At 60.9% G+C, this 17,867-nt stretch carries 15 protein-coding genes and 3 tRNA genes; 5 read left to right on the plus strand and 13 right to left on the minus strand.

Going from position 1 to position 17,867, the window contains the following annotated elements; all coding sequences use genetic code 11:
* Positions 1-29 precede the first annotated feature (29 nt).
* From DBP26_RS06650 to DBP26_RS06665, 4 genes are all read right to left on the minus strand, one after another.
* A complete protein-coding gene (locus DBP26_RS06650; protein WP_108237103.1) occupies positions 30-1,034 on the minus strand; it encodes a lysylphosphatidylglycerol synthase domain-containing protein in 1,005 nt (334 codons plus the stop codon).
* Entirely contained in the window at positions 1,031-2,281 is a 1,251-nt protein-coding gene (gene clsB, locus DBP26_RS06655; protein WP_108237104.1) for a cardiolipin synthase ClsB, read from the minus strand. Before clsB ends, DBP26_RS06650 begins: the two co-directional genes overlap by 4 nt.
* Positions 2,278-2,991 carry an endonuclease/exonuclease/phosphatase family protein gene (locus DBP26_RS06660; RefSeq protein WP_108237309.1) on the minus strand — a complete coding sequence of 238 codons (714 nt, stop codon included), beginning with the start codon at positions 2,989-2,991 and terminating at the stop codon, positions 2,278-2,280. The genes clsB and DBP26_RS06660 overlap by 4 nt, the downstream gene beginning before the upstream one ends.
* A gap of 77 nt (positions 2,992-3,068) precedes the next feature.
* Positions 3,069-3,986, minus strand: a complete 918-nt coding sequence (locus tag DBP26_RS06665) for a DUF72 domain-containing protein (RefSeq protein ID WP_108237105.1) — start codon at positions 3,984-3,986, stop codon at positions 3,069-3,071.
* A gap of 228 nt (positions 3,987-4,214) precedes the next feature.
* On the opposite strand from DBP26_RS06665, the gene DBP26_RS06670 reads away from it, so the two are divergent.
* The gene (locus tag DBP26_RS06670) at positions 4,215-6,068 is read left to right on the plus strand and encodes an ABC transporter ATP-binding protein (RefSeq protein WP_108237106.1); all 1,854 of its coding nucleotides are present in this window, start codon (positions 4,215-4,217) and stop codon (positions 6,066-6,068) included.
* Positions 6,069-6,102: 34 nt separating this feature from the next.
* Here DBP26_RS06670 and DBP26_RS06675 read toward each other — a convergent pair whose 3' ends face one another.
* The 3 genes from DBP26_RS06675 to DBP26_RS06685 form a co-directional block, all read right to left on the minus strand.
* A complete protein-coding gene (locus DBP26_RS06675) occupies positions 6,103-6,981 on the minus strand; it encodes an NAD(P)H-binding protein (RefSeq protein ID WP_108237107.1) in 879 nt (292 codons plus the stop codon).
* Positions 6,982-7,102: 121 nt separating this feature from the next.
* Positions 7,103-7,522, minus strand: coding sequence for a MarR family winged helix-turn-helix transcriptional regulator (locus tag DBP26_RS06680; protein WP_108237310.1), 420 nt, complete (start codon positions 7,520-7,522; stop codon positions 7,103-7,105).
* Between the two features lie 74 nt (positions 7,523-7,596).
* On the minus strand, positions 7,597-8,514 hold the full coding sequence (locus tag DBP26_RS06685) for a LysR substrate-binding domain-containing protein (protein WP_158541438.1): 918 nt from the start codon (positions 8,512-8,514) through the stop codon (positions 7,597-7,599).
* Positions 8,515-8,651: 137 nt separating this feature from the next.
* Here DBP26_RS06685 and DBP26_RS06690 point away from each other — a divergent pair, with 137 nt between their 5' ends.
* The 4 genes from DBP26_RS06690 (at position 8,652) to ilvA (ending at position 13,838) form a co-directional block, all read left to right on the plus strand.
* Complete coding sequence (locus tag DBP26_RS06690) at positions 8,652-9,356, plus strand: SDR family oxidoreductase (RefSeq protein ID WP_108237109.1); 705 nt, start codon at positions 8,652-8,654, stop codon at positions 9,354-9,356.
* A gap of 213 nt (positions 9,357-9,569) precedes the next feature.
* Positions 9,570-10,709 carry a carbon-nitrogen hydrolase family protein gene (locus tag DBP26_RS06695; protein ID WP_108237110.1) on the plus strand — a complete coding sequence of 380 codons (1,140 nt, stop codon included), beginning with the start codon at positions 9,570-9,572 and terminating at the stop codon, positions 10,707-10,709.
* Positions 10,710-10,712: 3 nt separating this feature from the next.
* Positions 10,713-11,753: an AraC family transcriptional regulator gene (locus DBP26_RS06700; protein ID WP_108237111.1), complete on the plus strand. Its 1,041-nt coding sequence runs from the start codon at positions 10,713-10,715 to the stop codon at positions 11,751-11,753.
* Positions 11,754-12,323: 570 nt separating this feature from the next.
* On the plus strand, positions 12,324-13,838 hold the full coding sequence (gene ilvA / locus DBP26_RS06705) for a threonine ammonia-lyase, biosynthetic (protein WP_108237311.1): 1,515 nt from the start codon (positions 12,324-12,326) through the stop codon (positions 13,836-13,838).
* An 89-nt stretch (positions 13,839-13,927) separates the two neighbouring features.
* Here ilvA and DBP26_RS06710 read toward each other — a convergent pair whose 3' ends face one another.
* The 6 genes from DBP26_RS06710 to DBP26_RS06735 form a co-directional block, all read right to left on the minus strand.
* Positions 13,928-14,797, minus strand: coding sequence for a DUF2242 domain-containing protein (locus tag DBP26_RS06710; RefSeq protein ID WP_177411022.1), 870 nt, complete (start codon positions 14,795-14,797; stop codon positions 13,928-13,930).
* A 242-nt stretch (positions 14,798-15,039) separates the two neighbouring features.
* Entirely contained in the window at positions 15,040-16,305 is a 1,266-nt protein-coding gene (locus tag DBP26_RS06715) for a 3-phosphoshikimate 1-carboxyvinyltransferase (RefSeq protein ID WP_108237112.1), read from the minus strand.
* Positions 16,306-16,494: 189 nt separating this feature from the next.
* A tRNA-Asp gene (locus DBP26_RS06720) sits at positions 16,495-16,571 on the minus strand.
* A gap of 123 nt (positions 16,572-16,694) precedes the next feature.
* Positions 16,695-16,771, minus strand: a tRNA-Asp gene (locus tag DBP26_RS06725).
* Positions 16,772-16,837: 66 nt separating this feature from the next.
* Positions 16,838-16,913: transfer RNA gene (locus DBP26_RS06730), tRNA-Val, on the minus strand.
* A 177-nt stretch (positions 16,914-17,090) separates the two neighbouring features.
* Positions 17,091-17,855, minus strand: a complete 765-nt coding sequence (locus DBP26_RS06735; RefSeq protein ID WP_108237113.1) for an SDR family oxidoreductase — start codon at positions 17,853-17,855, stop codon at positions 17,091-17,093.
* Positions 17,856-17,867: the final 12 nt, after the last annotated feature.

Below are 17,867 nucleotides of genomic sequence, written 5' to 3' on the forward strand. Positions count from 1 at the left end.
GGCGGCCCGGCCGGCGCTGATCAGGGGTTCTAGACGCGTTGCGCCTCGTTCTGACGGCGCAGCGCCTTGGCCCGCTTCTCGAGTACCAGGTACACGATGACCGCCAGCACCAGCGGAATCAGAAAATAGATCACCCGATAGCCAATCAGCGCCGCAAGCAGTTGCCCTTTGGTGAACTGATGCTGCATCAGAGTGATGAACACCGTTTCCAGCACCCCGAGCCCCGCCGGGATGTGAGCAATCACCCCCGCAATGCTGCTGATCAGCAGAATGCCCAGTACGGCCGGATAAAACGCCTTTTCCGGCAGCAAGATGTAAATCAGCAAGGCCATCAGGCCCCAGTTCAACGCCCCCAGAAGCGCCTGCCGCAATGCCTGGTTCAGCGACGGCAGCACCAGTTGCTGCTTGCGAATCGTCCAGGTCCGCCGCTTGGAAAAGCGACAGGCGAGGAAATAGCTGAAACACACCACCAGCAACAGCACGCCGATCAACTGCAAGGTGGTGTCACCGATCTTCCAGCCCTCAGGCAGGTCGATGAATCCGCCGGCGAACACAAATCCAGCCAGCAACATGTAACCCAACCAGTTGGTGATGAGGCTCAGACTGAGAATCCGCGTGATGGTAGGAACGTCCAGCCCGAGGCGCGAATACAACCGATACCGCAGGGCAATACCGCCCACCCAGGAACTGAGGTTCAGGTTGAAGGCGTAACAGACGAAGGTCACGGGGACGATCTGCTTGATGGATAGCTTGTGCGCCGTGTAACGCCGGGCAAGTACGTCGAAGCCGCAATAGGTCAAATAGCTGCCCGCCGCGACCACGAACCCCAATGCCAAGGTACTGGCTTTGTAAGACGCCAGCGCATGGGTCACCTCGTTCCAGTCCAGGTTTTTGACCAACAGGAACAACATCACCGGGACGGCGATGAAGAAAAACAGGGTCACGACGCGCTTGGCCCATTTCAGCCAGACCTTCGATTTGGGTGAGGCCTCGGCTGGCACCTCACGTGGCGACGCATGGGATACTCCGCTCATGACAATCTCTCCTGATCAGCCGACAGTTCGCGCGTGAGGGTTTCAGCGCCGGGCATGACTTCCGGTGGGCGAAGCGGTTTCAGACGCGGGCCGTGCACCGGGAACAGCCCTGCGATTGCCGGGAAATGGCGCAGGAAGTGGAAGCTCAGGAAAATCATGGGCGCTCGCCACCACTGCCCCTTCGCCAGGCCCTTGAGGCTGGCCTGTTTGCTCTGGGTTGCCGCCAACTCCTGGAGGTGCTCATGCAACTGCTGGTTGAGGGCGCGGTCGCGAATGAACAGATTGGCTTCCAGGTTCAGTGCCAGACTCAGCGGGTCGAGGTTGCTGGAACCCACCGTCGACCACTCCTGATCGATCAACGCCACCTTGCCATGCAATGCCCGCTGCTTGTACTCGTGGATGACAACGCCTTCGCGCAGCAGCCAGGTGTACGTCAAGCGCGAACAGACGCGGACGAAAGGCATGTCCGGCTGGCCTTGCAGAATGAGCGTCACTTTCACCCCACGCCGTGCGGCATTGCGCAGTTCCCGCAAAAACCGGTAGCTGGGAAAGAAATAGGCATTGGCGATGGTGATGCGCTGATTCGCGTTGCGCATGGCTTGCAGGTATTGCTCTTCGATGTCGGTGGTGTGGCGGTCGTTGTCCCGTTCGGCGAACAGCATCCGCGCGCTTCCCGCTCGCCGGGTCACGACATTCAGCGGCGTGAACGATGTGCGCAGGACCGGCCCCAGCATTTGCAAGGTGGAGCGGTAGATGTCCGCAACGATCGGCCCGCGAACCAGTACCGCGTAATCTTGCTTGGCCGTGATCCCGGTGTCCGCCATGTGATCGACGCTGTAGTTGATGCCGCCCATGAACGCCAGCTCGCCATCGATGACCACCACCTTGCGGTGCAACCGGCGGAACAGATTGGTGCGCATGCCCATGAACTTGGGGCGCGGGTCGAACAACTGAATCTGGACGCCTGCGGTGATCATGGCTTGGACGAATGCCGTGCTGAGGTCGCTGGTGCCATAGTCGTCCACCGTAATCACCACACGTACGCCACGGTTTGCGGCTTCGATGACCGCTTGCTGCAGCCCTTCGCCGACCCGGTCCTCGAAGATGATGAAGGTTTCGATCAACACTTCCTGCTGCGCAGCACGTATGCACTCGAATACCTTGGTAAAGAAATCTTCACCGTTGATCAGCAGCTCGACGGCGTTGCCGTCCTGCCAGACCCCATACCGGTTGTTGAATGCCTTCATAACGTCACCTCCACCGCCAGCGGCGCATGATCGGACAAATGGGACCAGGGCCGGTTGGAAAGCACCCTGGGTGCTCGGGCCTGAGCGTTGCGAACATAAATCCTGTCCAGACGAAGCAGCGGAAAGCGGGCGGGGAAACTCTTGGCCGGAGCCCCGAAGGCCTCGACGAACACTTCACGCAGCCCGGTCGAGCTCAGCGCCGCGTCGGCCTTGAGGCGCCAGTCGTTGAAATCCCCGGCGATGATCACAGGGGCATCATCTGGAAGGCTTGCGACCACATCCGCCAGCAACGCCAATTGCTGCTGGCGGTGCACTTCCTTGAGGCCCAGGTGGACGCAGATGGCATGGACTTCGCCGAAGCGCGGTACGTCCAGAACACAATGGAGAAGGCCTCGCTCTTCGGTACCGAGAATCGAGATATCCAGATTTTCATGCCGCACGATGGGGTATTTGGACAGCAGCGCATTGCCGTGATGCCCGTGGGGGTACACCGCGTTACGACCGTAGGCGAAATCACTCCACATGCTGTCGGCGAGAAATTCGTATTGCGAGGTGGTCGGCCAGTCCTTGACGCGCTGGGCATGGTTCTGCTGCTCGCCATGAACCTCTTGGAGAAACACCACGTCAGCGGAAACATTGCGCACGGCGTCCCGCAACTCGGGCAGGATGAAACGGCGGTTAAGGAAGCCGAAGCCCATGTGCATGTTCATGGTCAACACATGCAACGTGATCTGGGTCGAGGCGGCCTGCCGTCGGCCCAAAATCTCTTCGGGGGTCAGGACAGAGGTCACAGCTGGGCTCCTTTTAGATCGCCGGGGGCCACTTCCAGACCTGCGGCCAAGCCGAAACGCTCCAGCAACTGGCGGGCGTCGTAGGGCGCGCGAACTTTAATGTCGTTGTCGAAATAACAGTAAACGTCTCGGGATTTTCGTGACCGCCCCAGCTTGTCGCAGGCCAGATGGGCGTCCTCGGGCTGCTCCCCGCGGCGCCATGAATCAATGCGATCGCCCCAGCGTTTGAGTGCCGAAGCGGTATAACCGCTGGCGTACAGTTGCTTGTCGCCGTGCAGACGCAAGTAAACGAAATCGCTGGTCAGGTCTTCCAGGTACGGCCATTTGCCTGCCGTGTCGGCGGTGACCAACGCCACCTTGTAGCGACGTAGCAACCGGATGAATTCCGGGGCCGCGAAGCTTTCATGACGAATCTCCACCGCATGCCGCACCCGGGCCTTGGCGGGAATGTCGAGGTAACCGGCTTTCTCCATGCGCTCGGCGCAGTGTTTGGCACAGGCTTTGGCGGCTTTGCCGTCGTGGGGCAAAGCGTGGAGAAAGGCCTCGAAACCCTCGGGGTCGAATTTGAAGCTGGGTGGAAATTGCCAGAGGATCGGGCCCATCTTTTCCTTGAGCTGAAAAATTCCGGAGGCAAAAAAGTTGGCGAGCGCTTCGTCGATGTCCTTCAACCGCTTGACGTGGGTGATGTAGCGAGGCGTCTTCAGGCTGAAGACGAATCCCTCGGGCGTATCGGCGTACCAGCGGGCATACAGGTCCGGCGACTGCAGAGAATAGAACGAGCCATTGATTTCAATGCTGTTCACCGCTCTGGAGGCGAATTTGAGTTCGTTTTTCTGAGCCAGCCCCTCAGGATAGAAATCCTTGCGCCACGGCACATAGCGCCAGCCCGATATGCCGATTCGGATATCGCTCATGCAAGTGCTCTCTGTGCTTGCCGTCACGGCGAATGCCGTGACACCACTGAACAACAGATAGGAAGCTTGAGCAGCGGGCAGGTTCCGTATTTTTTACACCCCAAGTGTGACCGGCTCGACACCGCAACGGCTGCGCGCGGCATCGTCATGCCGGGAACGCACAGGAAGATGTGAGGCCCAACCGTTCAATGGCAGAATCGCAGCATTCCGACATTCATGGAGACTTGCATGCTTCGCGCTTTCGAACGATGGCTAGACCCTTTCCCGCCGGATGAAGTGCCGCCCCCTCCCGAAGGCCTCGTCCGGTTCCTCTGGGCCTGCACCCGTGGCGCGCGGCGTTATGTCCTGGCGTTGGCGCTGCTCAGCGCCAGTGTGTCCATTTACGAAGCCTGGCTTTTCTCGTTCCTCGGTCAGATCGTGGACCTGCTCGGGGCCTGGAAAGCGGGGGACGATGGGGCAGCGCAGGAGAGCCACGTGTTATGGGGCGTTGGCGTCGTATTGCTGACCAGCATCGGGCTGGTTGCACTGCGCACCATGGTCCAGCACCAGGTGCTGGCCATCAATCTTCCGTTGCGGCTGCGCTGGGACTTCCATCGTCTGATGCTGCGCCAGAGCCTTTCGTTCTTTTCGGATGAGTTTTCCGGCCGAGTCACCACCAAGGTCATGCAAACCGCGCTGGCCGTGCGGGAGGTCCTGTTCACCCTCATCGAAATCGCGCCCGGTATCGGTGTGTATTTCATCGCGATCATCGCGCTGGCCGGTGGGTTCGCCCCGAAACTGATGTTGCCGTTCCTGGCCTGGATCGCTCTCTTCGGTCTGGCCATGGCCTACTTCGTGCCGCGCCTGGGCAAAGTGGGCCAGGAGCAAGCCAACGCGCGCTCGTCGATGACGGGCCGTGTCTCGGACGCCTACACCAACATCACGACGGTCAAGCTGTTTTCCCACTCCAAACGCGAAGCGCAGTTCGCTCGGGCTGCAATGGAGGACTTCAAGCAAACGGGCTTCCGCCAGATGCGCCTGGTCAGTCAGTTCGAAATCGTCAACCAGGCATTGGTGGTGGCGCTGATCATCGGCGCGGGTGGCTACGCGTTGTGGCTGTGGCACCAGGAGGCCATCGGCACCGGCGCGGTGGCCGCGGTCACCGCCATGGCACTGCGCATCAACGGCATGTCGCACTGGATCATGTGGCAGATGACCTCCTTGTTCGAGAACATCGGCACCGTGCAGGACGGCATCGAAACCCTGACCCGCAGTCCCAAGGTGCAGGACGCTGCCAACGCGAGCGTGTTGATCCCCTCGGGTGGCGCCGTAACCTTCGATCACGTGAGCTTCAACTACAGCGGTGAACGGCAGGTGCTGGACGATCTGAGCCTGCACATCCGCCCCGGCGAAAAGGTTGGGCTGGTCGGTCGCTCAGGTGCCGGCAAGTCCACACTGATCAATCTGCTGCTGCGCTTTTATGACGTGGACAAGGGCGAAATTCGCATTGATGGACAGAACGTGGCCCATGTCACTCAAGACAGCCTGCGCAGCGTGATCGGCATGGTGACCCAGGACACGTCGCTGCTGCACCGATCCATTCGCGACAACATTGCCTACGGCCGTCCGGACGCCACCGAAGAGCAGATTCGCCGCGCCGCGGTTGACGCTCAGGCCGATGCCTTCATCCAGCAGCTCAGTGACCGGCAAGGGCACACCGGCTATGACACGTTGGTGGGTGAGCGCGGTATCAAGCTGTCTGGCGGGCAACGCCAGAGGATTGCCATCGCGCGGGTGATGCTCAAGAACGCGCCCATTCTGTTGCTGGATGAAGCGACCAGCGCACTGGACTCGGAAGTCGAGGTGGCCATTCAAGAAAGCCTCGATGAAATGATGCAGGGCAAGACCGTCATTGCGATCGCCCACCGCCTCTCCACCATCGCGGCCATGGACCGACTGATTGTCATGGATGATGGGCGCATCATCGAGCAGGGCACCCACGCCGAGCTGCTCGAACGAAACGGGACCTACGCGCAACTCTGGAAGCACCAGAGCGGCGGTTTCCTGGGGGAGGACCAAGGCGTGGTCGAGGCGGTGGAGTGATTTCCCCCTCCTCCTCCACAGCCCCGTCCCGCGCTCATTGGAACGCGTTGAGGTTGGCCTGAAGGAATGCCTTCACGGTTTGCGGAGCTTGCCCGGTAATCTGGGCGATCACGCCGTCCTCGCCCTCGAAGATTCCGTTCTGATAATCGATGGCGACCTCGATGAAATGCTGAATCAGGAACTCGGGCAGACCGTAGGATTTCAAGTGCGCCCGATATTCGTCGAGGGTGGATGGGGCGTAGCTGATGGTGCGGCCCAGTACTGCGCTGAGTTCCTCAGCGATTTGCCCATGGTCCATTTCAACGGGCCCGCACAAGGTGTAGGTCTTACCGATGTGGGGAGCGGGATGGGTCAGGACGCTGACGATCAGTCGCGCCTGGTCCTGAGCGGCGATGGGGGCGTGCCGACCTGCGCCGTAGGGTAACGTCAGTTTGTTGTCATTGACGATGGGGTTACGCACCCAAGGGAACGTGAGCCATTCGGCAAAGAACGTGGGGCGAATATGCACGGTGGGCACGCCCGACCAATCGAGCACACGCTCCGCCAGCCAGTGGTTACGCGCCGCATGGCTCTTGGCGTCATCCCTCGCAGAAATCTGCGACATTTCCACCACCACCTCAACGCCGGCACGCCGCGCCGCGTCCGCCAGATTGGCCGTCACCTGGATATACCCCTCCCGCACGGGGTAGCACAGGTAAGCACCGTTCATCCCCTCCATGGCTTTGATGATGTCATCGTGCTCAAGCAAATCACCGACAACGATTTCGGCCCCTGCCTGGCGCAAATCGTCACTGCGTTGATCGTCGCTGTGGACGAACGCACGCACTCGGTGCCCCTCGGCCAATAATTGACGAACGACGTAGACGCCGGTTTTGCCGGTGGCGGCGGTGATCAGATAGCTGCGTGGTTGCATGGTGATTCTCCTGTGAAGGGAAGGTTTTCGAAGACGCTCGGGGCATCGCAACGAACGAATGCCTTCGTGCAGAACGGCGAACTGTTAATGTGCAATTGCACATTAACGATCAAAAAAAAGGTCATGTGCCTTGGCCAAGAATCGAGTCCCGCAATGCGATCGCTTGATCGGCACCCACTTGGGCTTCACGTTCCTCCTGGGCGGCACGCCACAGAGGCTGGGCCTTTTCGAGTGTCGCGTGCCCTTTTGCAGACAGTGAAAGCCGAAGCGCGCCGCGTGGCCCCGAGGCGTCGCTGATCAGAAGTCCCTCGGTCTGAAGCGGCTTGAGTGCTCGTACCAGGGTCGTACGCTCCATGACCATCACGTCCGCCAGCTCAGCGATGAAAATCTCAGGCCGCTCATTGATCACTGCCAGGATCGAGAACTGCGAAATCGACAGTCCCACCTCGGCCAAGTGACGGTCATACAATCGCGTCAACAGACGCGCATGGCGCCTGGCCGCGAAGCAGTGACAAAAGTCCACATCCAGTAAGGTATTCATGGCGCTCATCATATGTGTAACTGCACAGGTGTCAAGTGTGATTCATCGCGTGTGCTGAATTGCAGCCTGATCGATCATCCCGGTGCCGCTCGCTCGGAATTCCCCAACAACCACTCCACCACTTTGCCGAGGTCCGAATCGGCGTCCGGCTCCCTTGCTGTGAGCAAATAGAAGCCCGCGTCAGTATCCATTACCTCATCTTCGTCCAGAGCCCTGACCAGCCCACCTCCCGCCAAGGCCCCGGTAACCAGCACTTCAGGCGCCAGGGCAATGCCCAGCCCGCGTTCGGCGGCTTCGATGGCCAGGCTGGTCTGGGAAAAGCGCTGCACGGTCGATGAGCTGGTCACGCCGCGGGCGGCGAACCATTTACTCCAGTTTTCGTGGGAATCGGCGATCAGTGGCGCATCCTCGGTCAGGTCGTTCAGGGTCTGCCAACGGTATTGGCGTTTCACACCCGGAGCGCAGACCGGAATGATGCTGCCCAGAAACAACGGATAGACGTGGCAACCCGGAAAAGGCGGCGTCCCCCAGCGAATCGCCATGTCCACCGCGTCATTGCCGTGCAGCGACCGCGCTGCGTTGCTGGCATCCACCATCACGGCCAGCGCAGGCTCTGCCTCGCTCAAATGGGCGAGCTTGGGGATCAGCCAACGGCTGGCGAACGCACCTGTCGTACTCAATGTCAACGTTCGCGTCCCCGAGCGGCGGGCGGTAAGCTCGCGGGTCGCATCGTTGACCAGATCGAGCGCCAGTTGCACTTTACTCAGAAAGCCCTGCGCTTCAGGCCATAATCGAGTGCCGCGAGGCAAACGCTCGAACAGGTCGACGCCCAGTTTCTGCTCCATCAACCGCACCTGTTGCGCGACCGCACCGGTGGTGATGTGCAACTCATCTGCAGCCGCGCGAAAACTGCCGAGCCTGGCGGTGGCTTCAAACGCGACGAGTTGGCCAAGTACGGTTTGGCCTTTGCGCATCAAGCGGGTTTCTTCCATCGAATCATCACTCTCGTGAAGGAATGAACATCGCCTCAAGTATGTAGTTTTTCTACACCCTCGCACAAAAAACATAGCTAGTGCGCTGGCGGTGGGTCTTTTAACGTGAGCGCTTTCATTCAACAGAGGATTTGCACATGGCCAAACCTAAAGTTGCTCTCGTCATCGCAGGCGGCAGCGGGATGGGCGCCGCTGCCGCGCGGCGCCTGGCTGCCGATGGATTCAACGTGGGGATTCTGTCGTCATCTGGAAAAGGCGAAGCGCTGGCCCGTGAGTTGAACGGCATAGGGGTGACCGGCTCCAACCAGTCCGTCGAAGACATCCAGCGCCTGGTCTCGGCCGTGACTGATAAGTGGGGTCGCATCGACGTGCTCGTCAACAGCGCAGGCCACGGTCCACGTGCGCCCATTCTCGAAATCAGCGATGAAGACTGGCACCGTGGCATGGAGGTGTACCTGCTGAACGTGATTCGCGCCACTCGCCTGGTGACCCCCCTGATGCAGCAACAGGGAGGCGGTTCGATCATCAACATTTCGTCTGCTTGGACGTTCGAGCCAACCGAGCTGTTTCCGACCTCGGCGGTGTTTCGGGCAGGTCTCGCGTCGTTCACCAAGATCTTCACGCAGACCTACGCGGCGGACAACATCCGTATGAACAACGTCTTGCCCGGCTGGATCGACAGCCTGCCCGGCACCGACGAGCGCCGTGACAGCGTACCGCTCAAGCGTTACGGGACCAGCGAGGAAGTCGCTGCCACCATCGCGTTCCTGGCCTCCGAAGGCGCTGCGTACATCACCGGACAGAACCTGCGAGTGGACGGTGGGGTCACCCGATCGGTCTGAGGCACCCGAATGGCTGGCTTTGAGTCGGCCTGAACACACGACCGGGCTGCGGGCCTCCCCTGCAAACGCAGTCCGTTTAAACACGCAGATCACGCGCTCCACCCCTCCTCCCCCGCGCCGGCTGTGCAATTCATTTCTATTGAGTGCCGTTTTGCCGTAGCCTTCGTACCTGTCATCGTTCATTGGTTCGCAAAGGCAAACGTCCACCTCTCCATGCGCAAAGTTCTCGTCACGCTCACCGCTGTCGTGGTGGTGATTCTGCTCGTCAGCTACGGCCTCTGGACGAGCAAGCGCCGCGTTGGCCACTACCTCACCGACCTGCGCATTCAAGTGGTGGTCAATGACGGCCAGCCTGGCGACCGCGGCAACCTGCTGGGCATCCAGCCCGAACTCTTTCCATCCGACTACTCGAGCGTCAAGCGCTTGCATCGCAAGCTGGCGGCCTACCTTCAGCAAGCACGGGAGCATGGCCTGATCACCGATAAGACCATCGTCGTGCTGCCCGAACACATCGGTACTTGGCTGTTCGCGGTGGACGAGAAGTCCCAGTTCTATCAAGCCGCGACGATTGACGAGGCGATGAATTGGCTGGCCTTCAGCAACCCGCTGCTGTTCACCGATGCGGTTCTGCACGCCCGCGGCAAGAGCCGTATCGACGATGCTCGTTTGCGCATGAAAGCCCGAAGCATGGCCGAAAATTACCAGAGCCTGTTCGGCGGCCTGGCGCGAGAATTCGGCGTCACGCTCGTGGCGGGCTCCATCGTCCTGCCCAGTCCGAAGGTCCAGGCCGACAAGCTGATCATCGGCACCGGTGCGCTGTACAACAGCAGCCTGGTGTTCGGTCCCAACGGCCTTCCTTTGGGCCAGCCGCAACGTCAGCTATTCCCCAGTTGGTACCAGCAGGGCTACATCCGGCCCGGCAAGGACGCGCCGCTGTATGTCATCGACACCCCGGCCGGGCGCCTGGCGACACTCATCGGCAGCGACAGCTGGTACCCCGACAATTACCTGCGCTTGAACGCCGAAGGTGCAGAATTGATCGCCGTCCCGGCCTTTGTCGCTGGAAGAAGCAGTTGGACGCAGCCCTGGCGCAGGGACAAGCACCAAGGCCTGGATCTGGGCCCGAAGCCATTGACCCAAGGCGAGGCATGGCGCCGTTTGACACTGGCCCCGATCAGCACTGCCAAGGCCGGTATCAGCGTTTTCATGCGCGGACAATTCTGGGATCAGGGCAGCACCGGGCATAGCTTCGCGACACGGGGTGGTCAAAGCGTCGCCGAACAGTCCATCAGCGCATCGCCCAAGGGCGCCAAGCCCGGCCATGGGGCGCGCCTGATCAACCTGTGGTTGTGATCGATGAGCCTGCCTCGCGTTCGTCTGGGCGACCTGTCCGTCGGCTTCGTGCACAGCCTTGCCGATGCCGTGCGCGGGCTTGGCCAGGATCCTCTGCCACTGCTCGAACAATACGGTCTCGACGCCGCCCGCCTGGGCGAAGCCGGGGCGCGTCTTTCCATCCCGCGCTACATGCGTCTGGGCCACGCGGCCATTGAGCTGACGGGCACCGCGTCGCTGGGTTTGCACATGGGCCAGTCGAGCCACATGAGCCAGGCCGGACTTGCCGGCATCACGGCTGCTCAAGCGCCAACGGTGCGAGAAGCGGCGCGCACGCTGATTCGCTTCGAAGCGTTGTACGGTACCAATTACCGGGGTCAGTCAACGTTTCAGGAAGATCATCAAGGCGCCTGGCTGCGCTTTTACTCGATCAGCCCCTATAACGATTACAACCGCTTCGTCGTCGATTCGATTCTCAGCGGGTGGCTGCATCAGTTATCGACTTTGGCGCACGCGCCGGTCATCGCCGAAGAAGTGGATATCGAATTCGCTGCCCCGAGCTATGCCGAAGCATATGCCGGATTGAGTTCGCAGCCGGTGAGGTTCGGTGCAGCGAACAATCAGTTGCGCCTGAGCCTGCACAGCCTGGCACTGCGCAATCCTGACCACGTCCCCAGCACCTGGCGGCATCTGGTGCAACTGTGCGAACGGGAACTGGAACACATGACCCGCACACGCACGCTGCGCGAGCGCATCACTCAACTCCTCGGGCCCTTGCTGAGCGGAGGGCGGGAACCGGACCTGCAGGAAGTCGCGGTGCGGTTGAGGCTGCCGACCTGGACGTTACGGCGACGACTGGCCGACGAAGGGACGCGCTTTGGCGCGATCCTCAACGACACGCGCCGTGATTTGGCCATGACGTACATCCGCGACACGGAACTGGCATTCGGTGAAATAGCCTACTTGTTGGGCTTCGCCTCGGCCGAGGCGTTTCAGCGGGCCTTCAAACGCTGGAACGGTCAGACTCCCGGAGAGTTTCGCCGGAGCCAACGTCATTCGGACTGATCAAATCGATCGCTGTTGCCTACAGCTCTGTCGCATCATCGGCAGGTTCGAGCGGGTCGAGTTCGTACGCCTGATACTCCAGCAGTTCTTCCTGATAATCGTCCATTGCTCATGCCCTCGTGGCAGTTCTATGCATTTCGGTGCTTGGCGGTCGTGTTCAGCGACTGGTTTCACTGACCACAGGCATCAGCCTAAAGTGCCCCGATGAACGAAACATGAAAGCTTCTTGAACAATCGTCGGAGGCAAGCGGGCACGATGTCGCCAAATGGCGCTTGACGGCTGCGTCTCGCTCACCCTAGTCTTCGCTCCATGAACGCATTCCTGCACGCCGTCAGCCGAATTATTACCGCCATTCCAGTCATGGCGGGTTAGCCGACGCTTGCACCGAACCCGCCCTTGAGGCGGGTTTTTTCTTTCTGTCTCCCGGGCCCAAGACCTCGAACCAAGGAGTCAGACATGATCAGCATCCGCCCTTCGCTTGCTGCTTTCTCGAATCAGCTTTTCGCCGCGCATACGACGGGAACCACACGATGAATCCGTTGCTCGTCCACCGTCCAGTCAGCAGCGATTTGCTGAATCATTACGCCCGCAAAATCCTCACCTCCCGCGTCTACGATGTCGCCGTGGAAACCCCCTTGCATGGCGCCCGTCAGTTGTCCGAGCGGCTGGGCAATCAGGTGCTGCTCAAGCGCGAAGACCTGCAGCCGGTGTTCTCCTTCAAGATCCGCGGCGCATACAACAAGCTGGCCCAGTTGAGCGCCGACGAGCTGGCGCGGGGCGTGGTCACCGCTTCGGCGGGCAACCACGCGCAGGGTCTGGCGCTGGCGGCAAAAAAACTGGGGATTGAGGCGACCATCGTCATGCCCAAGACCACCCCGGAGATCAAGGTCGAAGGTGTGCGCTCGCGAGGCGGCAAGGTCGTGCTGCATGGCGATTCGTTCCCCGAGGCGCTGGCGCATTCCCTGAAGCTGGTCGAGGAAAAAGGCTACGTCTATATCCACCCCTACGACGATCCGGACACCATCGCCGGGCAAGGCACGGTGGCCATGGAGATCCTGCGCCAACACCCGGGCCCGCTGGACGCGATTTTCGTGCCGGTGGGCGGGGGCGGGCTGATCGCCGGCATTGCGGCCTACGTGAAATACCTGCGCCCCGAGATCAAGGTGATCGGTGTCGAACCGGACGACTCCAACTGCCTGCAGCAGGCCATGGCCTACGACGAGCGCGTGGTGCTGCACCAGGTCGGGCTGTTCGCCGACGGCGTGGCGGTGGCGCAGATCGGTCAGCACACCTTCGACGTGTGCAGGGATTATGTCGACGAAGTCCTGACGGTCAGCACCGACGAGATCTGCGCAGCGATCAAGGACATCTATGACGACACCCGCTCGATCACCGAACCGGCCGGTGCGCTGGGGGCGGCGGGGATCAAGAAGTACGTCGAGCAATACGGGGTCAAGGGCCAGACCTTCGTAGCCATCGAGTCCGGCGCCAACGTCAACTTCGACCGCCTGCGCCACGTGGCCGAGCGCGCCGAACTGGGTGAAGGCCGCGAGGCAATCATCGCCGTGACCATCCCCGAACAGCCTGGCAGCTTCAAGGCATTCTGCGAGGCGGTGGGCAAGCGCCAGATCACCGAGTTCAACTACCGCTACCACACCGACCGCGAAGCGCACATCTTCGTCGGCGTGCAGACCCACCCGGAAAACGACCCGCGCAAGGCGCTGATCGCCAGCCTGACCGAGCAAGGCTTCCCGGTGCTGGACCTGACCGACAACGAACTGGCCAAGCTGCACCTGCGGCACATGGTGGGTGGCCACTCGGAGCGGGTGAGCGACGAAATGGTGTTCCGTTTCGAGTTCCCCGAACGCCCGGGCGCGCTGTTCAACTTCCTCAACAAGCTCGGCGGGAAATGGAACATCTCGATGTTCCATTACCGCAACCACGGCGCCGCCGACGGGCGCGTTGTGGCCGGGCTGGTGGTGCCGGAGGAAGAACGCCACCTAGTGCCCCAGGCGCTGGCGGAAATCGGTTATCCGTACTGGGACGAGACGAACAACCCCGCGTACCGGTTGTTCCTGGGTTAACCCGTAGGAGCGCGCTTGCCCGCGATCTGGCGCGCAGCGGCAGCAAACCCAAACGACGCGGTTTGCCTGATACAACGCGATTGTCTGGATCACTGCGTCGGCGAGGTCACCGGCGGCGTTTCAGCTTGAGGGGCTGGAGCTACTTGAGGAGCTGGCGCTACGGCCGGGGCTTGCGTTGCGGGTTCGGTTGTCTCGACCTTGACCGGCTCGGGCTCCGCCGGGGCCGGCATCGGCTCACTGCCTTGCTCGGCTGTCGGGGTTTGCGGCGTCGTCGGCGTGGCCAATGCAGCCGGCGCGACGGCAGCCGCTTCGGCTGGCTTCTGTTCGGCTTGAGCGGGAGGCTCTGCTTGCGCGGAAGCCTTTCCGGCAGCAGGTTCGGGCATGCCCAGATCGGTCTTGGGTTTCTCTTCTATGTGCGCAGCCTGCTTGACTTCAGGCGGCAGGAAGTTTTCCACCAACGCGAAGAAACGGTCGTAGAACTTGGGTGATGCCACAGTCTCGCTGGCCACCTTGACCATGGAGTCGTCGGTCGAGCCAATCGGCATCGACACCGAACCGAGCACCCCGACGCCAAGACTGGCCGAGTTGTTCACCTTCTTCAGCGCATAACGGTCCTGCAGGGCATTGGCGAACATGGTCGCCTTACCATCGGCAGCCCCATCTGCGGCACAGACCACATTGAAGCTGATCTCCATGTGTGTCTCGCCGGTCTGCTGGAAGCTCTTGTGACCGGCGATCATCTTCGGATCGTTGCTCGTGATGATGTACCCCTGACTGAGGAGCGCACGCCGTGCCGCTTCACAAGTGGCCGCATCGGACACCGGGTAATTGCGTGAGAAGGTCCCGGCATCATCGAAGTTTTCATGTTCGTAGACAGCCTGCTTCTTGGACGAGCAGCCTGCGGCAGCCAGCAGGGCGAACACCCAGCACGCGGTACGAAAGCTCAGTAATCTAGACATCGAACATCCCGGGAAATAGGTCAACAGAACAGTAGACCGGAGAAAACGCCGGTAAGTCTGCAACAAAGCCTTGCATGGGATCAACGCGCAGTTTGCAACCCTGACGCCGCAGCACGTTATCCACAACCGCTCGGCGTGCTGCAAAGGGCGCCAGGCGGGGAGTTGGGGAACAAGGCGGCACACTGACCGCCCTCCTTCAAGCCGTCGAACGGAGGCAGGAATCGACTGACGGTCCAGGGCCTTCAGACCACGCCACGCTCCAGCCGCACACCGAGAAACTCCAGCGCACGCCAGTAACCCGGATAGGTCTTGCCTACGCATTCCGGATCCTGAATGCGAATGCCCGACACTTTCAGCCCGGCGAGCGCAAAACACATCGCGATCCGATGGTCGGAGTGGGTGTCGATCAACCCCGCGCTGACCGTGCCCGCCAATCCCGGATCGGAAGCCACCAGCAAGTCATCGCCCTCGACCGTTGCCAGGCCCGGCCGCACTTGGTTGAGGCCGTCGTACAACGCCTGCACGCGATCACACTCTTTTACCCGCAGGTTGGCCAGGTCGACGAAACGCACCGGCGTTTCATTGAAAGCCGCCAGAACGGCCAGCGTCGGAATGGCATCCTGCATTTGCGAGCCATTGATCACCGCTTGCATATGAGGAAATTGGGCGATCATTTCCATCGCTTTGGCGTCTGGCTGGGTAAACGCCTGGGCTGCGACGCCCAAATCGATTTTCCCACCGGTCAGGGCTTCAGCAGCCCAGAGGTAAGTGGCGGCGGAAGCGTCAGGCTCGATCTGATAATCGCACGCGGTGTAACCCGTCGGCGAAACACGCCACAGCGCATCGCTGACGACCTCGACCTCGGCGCCGAAGGCGCGCATACAGGCCAGGGTCAGGTCAATGTAGCCGCGAGCGCCGATTTCCTTGCCGGTCAGGGCGACTTCGATTGGGGCGGCCCCGCAGGCCGCGACCATCAGCAGTGCTGAAACGTACTGACTGGACAGACCACCGTCGATTTCAAAACGCGTCGCCTTGATGGCACCGCTGCCCTGAATGACCACCGGCGGACATCCGGTGGCGCTCTGGGCACTCAGGCCACCTTTGCGCAGCGACTCCAGCAGCGGCCCAATGGGACGCTTCTGCATGTAATGGTCGCCATCCAGGGTCACCGTGCCATTGACCGTCGCGACCGCAGCCGTCAGGAAGCGCACTGCGGTGCCAGCGTTGCCCAGAAACAGAGGACCTTCTGGAACGTCCAGACTGCCTTTGCTGGTGACGACGAAGCTGGTGTCGTCCGGCTCTTCGATCACCACGCCCATTTGCCGGAGCGCATTGGACATGTGCCGGGTGTCATCGCTTTTCAATGCGCCGCGCAAGTGACTGGTGCCTTTAGCCAGAGCCGCCAGCAGCAGCGCCCGGTTGGTAATCGACTTCGAGCCTGGTGGCGCGACATGCCCCGTCAACGGTACGCCCGGTGGGATCACAGTGATGGTTTGGTTCATGCCCATGGTCCAGCTCTCCAAAGTCGAAATCAGCGCGGCTCAAACAAGCCGCCAATCATGGCATTTATCGGGACGCAACGCAGCACCGCATCCGCAGTGCTCAACGAGGGGGTTAAATCGCAGGCACAAAAAAAGCGACGCCAAGGTCGCTTTCTTTGTCGTTTCAAGGTGTTCAAGGGGCCTTGAAACTGTATATGGCGCAGCGGACGGGACTCGAACCCGCGACCCCCGGCGTGACAGGCCGGTATTCTAACCGACTGAACTACCGCTGCGTGTCGCACAGACTTGCATCTGTTTAACTCTGTCGAAACCAGCTTGATGTGCCAGTTTCAATGACTCTGACCAGAAGCGTTCGCTTAACGGTCTCGAACCGGAAACATCCGATTCGTAAAATATGGCGCAGCGGACGGGACTCGAACCCGCGACCCCCGGCGTGACAGGCCGGTATTCTAACCGACTGAACTACCGCTGCGCAGTGGTGGACATGTGTCCTGCTGAATCTCAGTAACCTTCAGCGTTTCAAACAGCTTCTCAACGATGGTGGGTGATGACGGGATCGAACCGCCGACCCTCTGCTTGTAAGGCAGATGCTCTCCCGGCTGAGCTAATCACCCTTTGCTTCGCTGAGGCCGCGAAATTTACGCAGGTGCCAAACCTAAGTCAATAGCCTGCTTGAAGTTTTTTTAAAAAAGCAGTTTTTAGCTGCAAGCTATAACCAGCCAGTTAAAAGCAAAAAAGCGAACACCGGGTTCGCTTTTGTTTTTTCTCGAAGCTTGAAGCTTGCCGCTGCTTCACTCCACATAGATCATCTTTTTACTCATGCCGCCGTCGACGACAAACTCCTGCCCCGTCACGAACCCTGAATTCCTCGACAACAGCCAGGCAACGGTCGCCGCGACGTCCTCCACCGCCCCTACCCTGCCAGCCGGATGCTGCGTATGGTCGGCATCGGACAATGGCTCGGCTCGCCGCTGCGAAGGATCTCTTGCATCGATCCAACCAGGGCTGACGGCATTGACCCGCACTTGCGGGCCGAGGCTCATGGCCAGAGCATGAGTGAGCGCCAGGAGGCCACCCTTGCTCGCTGCGTATGCCTCGGTGTCGGGCTCCGACTGGCGGGCGCGGGTCGAACTCAGATTGACGATGCTGCCGCCGCGGGCACGCAGGTAAGGCGCGCAATGTTTGGCCAGCAGCATGGGGCCGGTCAGGTTCACCGCCAGGACACGGTTCCACTGCGCAAGCGCAAGGCTTTCCAGGACGGTATTGCGTGGATCGGCGACCGCAGCGTTGCACACCAGCGCATCCAGACGCCCGAACATGCCGAGCACCTCGGCAACGCCCGCGGCCACCTGCTCTTCACTGGCGACGTCCATTGCGATGAAGGACGCGTTGTCCCCCAGTACGCCAGCGACGATTTCGCCTCGCTTGCGGTCCACATCCGTGAGCACCACCTGCCACCCCTCGGTGACCAGCCAGGCAGCGATGCCCAGGCCGATCCCCCGCGCCGCGCCGGTGACCAGCGCCACGCGCCCGTTGTGCACTCGGGCAGGATCCATCGTCAACTCAGT

The organism is Pseudomonas sp. RIT409 (assembly GCF_003052515.2).
Classification (GTDB): domain Bacteria; phylum Pseudomonadota; class Gammaproteobacteria; order Pseudomonadales; family Pseudomonadaceae; genus Aquipseudomonas.

Excerpts from the sequence above, each read along its gene's own strand:
- DBP26_RS06650 (WP_108237103.1), bottom strand. The coding sequence starts at position 1,034 with ATGAGCGGAGTATCCCATGCGTCGCCACGTGAGGTGCCAGCCGAGGCC.
- clsB (WP_108237104.1), bottom strand. The coding sequence starts at position 2,281 with ATGAAGGCATTCAACAACCGGTATGGGGTCTGGCAGGACGGCAACGCC.
- DBP26_RS06660 (WP_108237309.1), bottom strand. The coding sequence starts at position 2,991 with ATGAACATGCACATGGGCTTCGGCTTCCTTAACCGCCGTTTCATCCTG.
- DBP26_RS06665 (WP_108237105.1), bottom strand. The coding sequence starts at position 3,986 with ATGAGCGATATCCGAATCGGCATATCGGGCTGGCGCTATGTGCCGTGG.
- DBP26_RS06670 (WP_108237106.1), top strand. The coding sequence starts at position 4,215 with ATGCTTCGCGCTTTCGAACGATGGCTAGACCCTTTCCCGCCGGATGAA.
- DBP26_RS06675 (WP_108237107.1), bottom strand. The coding sequence starts at position 6,981 with ATGCAACCACGCAGCTATCTGATCACCGCCGCCACCGGCAAAACCGGC.
- DBP26_RS06680 (WP_108237310.1), bottom strand. The coding sequence starts at position 7,522 with ATGAATACCTTACTGGATGTGGACTTTTGTCACTGCTTCGCGGCCAGG.
- DBP26_RS06685 (WP_158541438.1), bottom strand. The coding sequence starts at position 8,514 with ATGGAAGAAACCCGCTTGATGCGCAAAGGCCAAACCGTACTTGGCCAA.
- DBP26_RS06690 (WP_108237109.1), top strand. The coding sequence starts at position 8,652 with ATGGCCAAACCTAAAGTTGCTCTCGTCATCGCAGGCGGCAGCGGGATG.
- DBP26_RS06695 (WP_108237110.1), top strand. The coding sequence starts at position 9,570 with ATGCGCAAAGTTCTCGTCACGCTCACCGCTGTCGTGGTGGTGATTCTG.
- DBP26_RS06700 (WP_108237111.1), top strand. The coding sequence starts at position 10,713 with ATGAGCCTGCCTCGCGTTCGTCTGGGCGACCTGTCCGTCGGCTTCGTG.
- DBP26_RS06710 (WP_177411022.1), bottom strand. The coding sequence starts at position 14,797 with ATGTCTAGATTACTGAGCTTTCGTACCGCGTGCTGGGTGTTCGCCCTG.
- DBP26_RS06715 (WP_108237112.1), bottom strand. The coding sequence starts at position 16,305 with ATGGGCATGAACCAAACCATCACTGTGATCCCACCGGGCGTACCGTTG.
- DBP26_RS06735 (WP_108237113.1), bottom strand. The coding sequence starts at position 17,855 with ATGGATCCTGCCCGAGTGCACAACGGGCGCGTGGCGCTGGTCACCGGC.